This window comes from Cyanobium sp. NIVA-CYA 375 (assembly GCF_056108345.1).
In genome coordinates this window covers 1-543 of sequence record NZ_JBSYHW010000419.1, presented here as the reverse complement: position 1 = coordinate 543, position 543 = coordinate 1, and the positions used below count along the sequence as shown (strand labels likewise).

The 543-nt window shown below is 58.4% G+C and carries 1 protein-coding gene; it reads left to right on the top strand.

Going from position 1 to position 543, the window contains the following annotated elements; all coding sequences use genetic code 11:
- Window positions 1-142: 142 nt before the first annotated feature.
- The coding region (locus tag AC01FP_RS18920; protein WP_474482492.1) for a hypothetical protein at window positions 143-543 on the top strand (401 nt) is incomplete at its 3' end.

Sequence of the window (543 nt, the reverse complement as noted above, 5' to 3'; positions counted from 1 at the left end):
CGCTCATGGCGCTACCCTTAATCAAGGCCGCCTGAATGGCAGCCAAGGAGTGACAACTTTCCTGAAAGTCACCGATCTTGAGCAGCGTGTGATCCAACCCCTGCGTCGGCGGTCGTTGGCACCGCCGGATTCCGCTGGGGTCATGGATGTGGCCGATGAGGAGATTCGCACCACGCCCTCGGGTCTGCGCGTTGCGGTTAATCAAGGCGTTATCACCAAGCTCTTCCTGACCCGCTCCAACAGCAAGCTCCAGCTATACATCGACAACATCCCTAGAGAGATGGCCGACGCCTTGATGCGGGACCAGCTCTTCTTGGTGCTGAACACTCTTCCAGATTTCGGAAACGCAATCGGGCCAAAGCTGATGGGCTCAATCCAGATAGGCGACTGGCCCTTGACAGTCCGGCTCGATCCCGTGTCCATTCAGCAGCCCGCCGGCGTGGTTGATGACGACAGACCGCGCTTCCTGATCATCAAGGACGATCAGCGCCCTCTGAAGGAGTTGATCAAAAAGGAGGACCTCTGGGCGGGCTACAACGTCGC